The organism is Cellulomonas sp. ACRRI (assembly GCF_022346185.1).
Classification (GTDB): domain Bacteria; phylum Actinomycetota; class Actinomycetes; order Actinomycetales; family Cellulomonadaceae; genus Cellulomonas.
Genome location: NZ_JAKRMS010000197.1, coordinates 1 through 4,833, shown reverse-complemented (window position 1 = coordinate 4,833; position 4,833 = coordinate 1). Strand labels below are relative to the sequence as shown.

The window sequence follows — 4,833 nt, the reverse complement described above, 5'->3', positions numbered from 1 at the left end:
CTCCCCCGCCGCCGGGACACCCCGGTCGCCTGACGCTCGCCGGCGCGCCCCGGCTCGACGCACCGAGCTCGGCGACCACGTCCGCGCCGAGATAGGTCCGTTCCGCCGAGAGAGGGCGCTGCGCAGTCCTGTTCGGGCGCGGCGGTCCTATCTCGGCGCGCAGGGGCGGGCGTGGGAGCGCGAACACCGAGCAGCTCGCGCGCGTCGTCGTCGAGGCCCTGGAGGGCCACGGCGTCGAGGTCACGACCATCCGGCTGGCCGACCACGACATCCCGCCCGGCGTCGAGTCGGACCTGGGCGGCACCGACGAGTAGCCCGCGGTCCGCCGCACGGTGCTCGACGCCGAGATCCTGGTCGTCGCCACCCCCACGTGGGTCGGGCACCCGTCGTCGATCGCCCAGAAGATGCTGGAGCGGATGGACGCGATGATCTCCGAGACGGACGACGCGGGCCGTCCCGTCGCCTACAACCGGGTCGCGGGCGTCGTCGTCACGGGCAACGAGGACGGCGCGCACCACGTGATCTCGGAGATCGCGGGCGGGCTGGTGGACATCGGGTTCACCATCGCGCCGCAGGGCTGGACGTACTGGAACCGCGGGCCGGGGCCGGGGCCGAACTACTCCGGCGCCGAGGAGGGCCACGACTGGAGCCACTCGACCGGGCGGGCGATGGCGCAGAACCTGGTGGGCGTGGCGCGCGCGCTGGCGGCGACGCCGCTCGGGCCGCCGGCCTCCTGACCCGGGCCGCGCGACACCCGCCGGGGACTCGCCGGCACCACGCCCCCGCACGCGCCGCGCACCACGCCCCCGCACGCGCCGCGCACCGCACGCACCGCGGCCCCCGGGAGCCTGGGCTCCCGGGGGCCGGTCGGGTGCGGCGGGTCCGGCCGAGCCGCCCCCTGCGGGCTCGGACGGGCCGCCGCGCGCCGACCGGTGCCCTCCACACCGGCCGTGCGCGTCACCCGTGTAGTCCGCAGGGAGCGCCGATCCGTCACATCACCGCCGTGTGACCTCGCTCACAGGCGATGACCGGGCGTCACAGCCCCATGTCGAGCACCACGCGCCCGTCGATGGAACCCGTCTCCATCCGCGCGAACACGTCGTTCACCGCGTCGAGCGGCCGCAGCTCGTACTTGGTGCGCACGAGGCCCCGGTCGAAGAAGTCGACGGCCTCGCGCATGTCGAGCCGGGTGCCGACGATCGACCCGCGCACGGTCAGGCCGCGCAGCACGGTGTCGAAGATCGACAGCGGGAAGGTGCCCGGCGGCAGCCCGACGAGCGAGACCGTCCCGCCGCGGCGCAGCATCGACAGCGCCTGCGGGAACGTCGACTCGCTGACCGCGGTCACCAGGGCCGCGTGCGCGCCGCCGACCAGGTCGTGCACGGCCTCGCCCGGGTCGCCGTCGCGGTGGTTCACGACGAGCTCGGCGCCGTACTCGAGCGCCGAGGCCCGCTTGGACTCCGAGCCGGTCACCGCGATCACCCGGTAGCCCATCGCGGCCGCGTACTGGATCGCCATGTGCCCGAGCCCGCCGATCCCGGAGACGACGACCCAGTCGCCCGGCTTCGCGTCCGCCACCTTGAGGCCCTTGTAGACCGTCACCCCCGCGCACAGCACCGCGGTGACGCCGGCGGCGTCGATCCCCTCGGGGATGCGCGGGGCGTACCGCGCGTCGACCAGCATGTACTCGGCGAACGAGCCGTCGACGGAGTAGCCCGAGTTCTGCTGGGCGGTGCAGAGCGTCTCCCAGCCGCGCAGGCAGTCGGTGCAGGTGCCGCACGCCGTCGCCAGCCAGGCGTTGCCGAGCCGGTCGCCCTCGCGGACGCCCCGCACCTCGGAGCCGACGGCCACGACGCGCCCGGCACCCTCGTGCCCCGGCACGAACGGCGGCACGGGACGCACGGGCCAGTCGCCGCGGGCCGCGTGCAGGTCGGTGTGGCAGACGCCGGAGTAGTCGACCTTCACCAGGGCCTGGTGCGGTCCCGGCACCGGGACCGGGCGCTCCTCGACGACCAGCGGGGCGCCGAGGTCGCGGACGACCGCGGCCTTCATCATCTCGGGCACAGCAGCTCTCCTCACGCCGCGCGTCCACCACCTTGTGAACGCTGTCACGAGAACGTACCGCCGGCCGCCCGTCCCGCGGCCGGGACCGAGGACCCACCGCGGGCGGCACCGGCGCCCCCGGATGCGCGGCGGGTGGCCTGCTGCGACCGTGGGGACATGACCAGCAGACTCGTGCTCGTCCGTCACGGGGAGAGCGAGGGGAACGTCGCCGCGACGCGCGCCGAGCGCACGGGCGCGGAGACCGTCGGCGTGCCGTGGCGCGACGCGGACACCCCCCTCTCGGCCACCGGGGAGGAGCAGGCGCGCGCCCTCGGCGCCCACCTGGCCACGCTGCCGGCCGGCGAGGCACCCGAGGCCCTGTGGTGCTCCCCGTACGTCCGGGCCCGCCGCACGGCGGAGCTCGCGGTCGAGAAGGCCGGGCTGGCGCTGCGCCCGGTGGTCGACGAGCGGCTGCGGGACCGCGAGCTCGGCATCCTCGACGGGCTGACCAGCCACGGCGTCGACGCGCGGTTCCCCGACGAGGCAGCGCGCCGGGACCGGCTCGGCAAGATGTACTTCCGCCCGCCGGGCGGCGAGTCGTGGTCCGACGTCGCCCTGCGGCTCCGCTCGGTCGTCGGCGACATCGAGCGGCGGGAGGCGGGCCGGCGGGTGCTGGTCGTCTGCCACGACGCCGTGATCTGGCTGCTGCGCTACGTGTGCGAGGGGCTGACCGAGGACGAGCTCATGGCGCAGGTCGCCGAGCGCAGCGTCCGCAACGCGTCGGTGACGGTCCTGGTCGGCGGCCCGGACGGCTGGCGCGCCGAGGTCGTCGACGACGTCGCGCACCTCGGCGGCGCCGAGGTCACCGAGCACCCGGGGCAGGGCGATGACTGACCCGGCGCCCCTCACCCCCGCGCTGCTGCGCGGCTGGCCGCTGCCGCCGCGGGACGGCGCGAAGGACGTCCGCGGCGGCGTCCTCGTCGTGGGCGGCGCCCGCCGCACGCCGGGCGCCGCGGCGCTGGCCGGGCTGACCGCGCTGCGGATCGGCGCCGGGCGCCTGACCCTGGCGGTCGCCGCCTCGGTGGCGGCGCCGCTCGCGGTGGCGACGCCGGAGGCCGGCGTGCTGGCGCTGCCCGAGGACGCCGACGGCTCGCCCACCGGCGCGACGCCCCCGCACCTGGCGGCGGAGCTGGAGCGCGCCGACGCGGTCGTCGTCGGCCCCGGGCTGGACGAGCCGGAGGGCGCGGCGGCCCTGGTCCGGTCCGTGCTCGGCGCCCTGGCCGAGCGCGACGCCGCCGTGCTGCTCGACGCCTTCGCGCTCGGCGTGCTGCCGGGCCTGCGGGACGAGATCAGGCTCCCCGAGGGCCGCACCGTCCTGACCCCCAACACCACCGAGGCGGCCCGGCTGCTCGGCGTGGACGAGGTCGACCCGGACGACGCCGCCGCGCGCGTCGCCGACCGGTGGGGCGCCGTCGTCAGCTGCGCGGGGACGATCGCGCACCCGGACGGGCGCCGCTGGTCCTCGGCGACCGGCTACGCCGGGCTCGGCACGTCAGGCAGCGGCGACGTGCTGGCCGGCGCGGTCGCCGGGCTCCTCGCCGGGGGCGCGTCCGCCGAGCAGGCCGCCTGCTGGGGCACGGCCGTCCACGGCTCCGCCGGCGACCGTCTGGCCGCCCGCGTCGGCCCGCTGGGCTACCTGGCGCGCGAGCTGGCGGACGAGGTCCCGGCCGTCCTGGTCGAGCTGCAGGCCTGACGGCGCGGCGCCGGGCGCGGAGGACGCGGACGCGCCGCCCGCGGCCCCACCACCCGGCTCGGCCACGTGGTCGGCGCCGACCACGTACCGGAACTGCGTCACCGTCGGCTCGTCGATACCGGCCGGCTCGGACAGCAGCGTGATCTCCTCGTGCCCGGACAGCCGCCCGGTGCTCGCGTCGACCAGCAGGACCCGGACCGCCTCGATCCCGGTCTCCGGGCCACCCGGCACCGCCAGCGCCACCGCGCGCCGCCCGGTCCGGTCGGTCACCTCGCCCGCGAGCGTCACGCCCGGCTCGTCCGCCAGGACCGTCCACAGCGTCGACTCGAAGGACGAGGGCAGCACGTACGGGTCGGACACGATCGCGGCCGCCCGGTAGAGGCACCACGCGGCGAAGGTCGTGTCCGGGCCGCAGCCGACCGCCTCGCCGCCGGCCGCCTCCAGCAGCTCCGAGCGCAGCGCCGCGGGGTCGTCCGACATCGCGGTGAACAGGTCCGGGTCGAACGTGCCGGCGGGCAGCCGGTCCACGGCCGCGTCCGCCGGCGTCGTGTCGACGGCCGCCAGCCGGCCGTCCTCGGCGAGGTGCTGCCCGCGCCACTCCAGGGCGACCGACGAGCCGTCCGGGCTCAGCCACGTCTCCCGCACCAGCGGGTCGACGGTCGAGGTCGAGTCCCCGTCCGCGCCGACGACGGTGCTGAGGTACCAGGCCTGGGACAGCACGTGCTGCACGTCGCCCGCGGGCTCGGGGTCGGTCTGCGTCGCCGCGGTGCCGGCCAGCGCGAGCAGCGTGTCCCGCGCCGGCTCGCCCGCGCCCGCCGCGAGGTCCGCGGGGGCCACGGGGTACGCCAGCATCGGCGGGGACCCGCTCGCGACGGCGGCGGGCGGGTCGTGCACCGGCAGCAGCGCCAGCACCGTGCCGCCGACGCCCGCCGCCGCGACGCCCGCCGCGGCGGCCACCCAGCGGCGGGCGCGACGCGGGCCACGCAGGGGGACGACCGGGGCCACGGGCGCCTCGGGGACGGGTGCCGGGTCGGCGG

Annotated in this window: 4 protein-coding genes and 1 pseudogene; 3 read left to right on the top strand and 2 right to left on the bottom strand. The window is 77.7% G+C overall.

What is annotated here, in order from left to right; translation table 11 throughout:
* The first annotated feature begins 332 nt into the window (after window positions 1-332).
* Window positions 333-737 (top strand): NAD(P)H-dependent oxidoreductase, encoded by a 405-nt coding sequence (locus tag MHY85_RS20160; protein ID WP_239200014.1) that lies wholly within the window; start codon window positions 333-335, stop codon window positions 735-737.
* Between the two features lie 298 nt (window positions 738-1,035).
* Here the strand turns inward: MHY85_RS20160 and MHY85_RS20155 are convergent, their stop codons facing one another.
* Window positions 1,036-2,055: a zinc-dependent alcohol dehydrogenase gene (locus MHY85_RS20155; RefSeq protein WP_239200017.1), complete on the bottom strand. Its 1,020-nt coding sequence runs from the start codon at window positions 2,053-2,055 to the stop codon at window positions 1,036-1,038.
* Window positions 2,056-2,220: 165 nt separating this feature from the next.
* Here MHY85_RS20155 and MHY85_RS20150 point away from each other — a divergent pair, with 165 nt between their 5' ends.
* Together MHY85_RS20150 and MHY85_RS20145 are read left to right on the top strand one after the other, a co-directional pair.
* Window positions 2,221-2,937 (top strand): histidine phosphatase family protein, encoded by a 717-nt coding sequence (locus MHY85_RS20150; RefSeq protein ID WP_239200012.1) that lies wholly within the window; start codon window positions 2,221-2,223, stop codon window positions 2,935-2,937.
* Window positions 2,930-3,796: an NAD(P)H-hydrate dehydratase gene (locus tag MHY85_RS20145; protein ID WP_239200010.1), complete on the top strand. Its 867-nt coding sequence runs from the start codon at window positions 2,930-2,932 to the stop codon at window positions 3,794-3,796. Before MHY85_RS20150 ends, MHY85_RS20145 begins: the two co-directional genes overlap by 8 nt.
* Window positions 3,797-4,009: 213 nt before the next feature.
* On the opposite strand, the pseudogene MHY85_RS20140 reads toward MHY85_RS20145, so the two are convergent.
* Window positions 4,010-4,753: pseudogene (locus MHY85_RS20140) on the bottom strand (hypothetical protein); the annotation flags it as partial.
* Window positions 4,754-4,833: the final 80 nt, after the last annotated feature.

Coding starts and splice junctions, on each gene's coding strand:
- MHY85_RS20150 (WP_239200012.1), top strand. CDS start 2,221: ATGACCAGCAGACTCGTGCTCGTCCGTCACGGGGAGAGCGAGGGGAAC.
- MHY85_RS20155 (WP_239200017.1), bottom strand. CDS start 2,055: ATGATGAAGGCCGCGGTCGTCCGCGACCTCGGCGCCCCGCTGGTCGTC.
- MHY85_RS20145 (WP_239200010.1), top strand. CDS start 2,930: ATGACTGACCCGGCGCCCCTCACCCCCGCGCTGCTGCGCGGCTGGCCG.